This is a genomic window from Bradyrhizobium sp. Kon10 (genome assembly GCF_055807395.1).
The window spans coordinates 1-240 of record NZ_JBVVOZ010000378.1 but is presented as its reverse complement, the minus strand read 5'-3'; the positions used below and the strand labels follow the sequence as shown (position 1 = coordinate 240).

The window sequence follows — 240 nt, the reverse complement described above, 5'->3', positions numbered from 1 at the left end:
CGATCATGCCCAGACTGTTCTACGCCTCCACGTCCCCTTACAGTTCCAAGGTGCGCATGGCCGCGCTTTATGCCGGCATCGCCGTCGATCTCGTGCCGATAAAAACCGAAGACAAGCCAGCCGAGCTGATCGACACCAATCCGCTCGGCAAGATCCCGGTGCTGGTGCTCGACGACGGCCCTCGGTCATCGCGACCGCTTGCGCCAACGGTTCGCGGCCGCGGGTTCCGACGCCCTCCCC

General features: G+C 64.6%; 1 protein-coding gene. It reads left to right on the top strand.

The features are described 5' to 3' along the window. Window positions 1–5 precede the first annotated feature (5 nt). Window positions 6–240, top strand: a 235-nt coding sequence (locus tag AC0L2O_RS37440) for a glutathione S-transferase N-terminal domain-containing protein (protein WP_473373277.1), incomplete at its 3' end; no start/stop codon positions are given.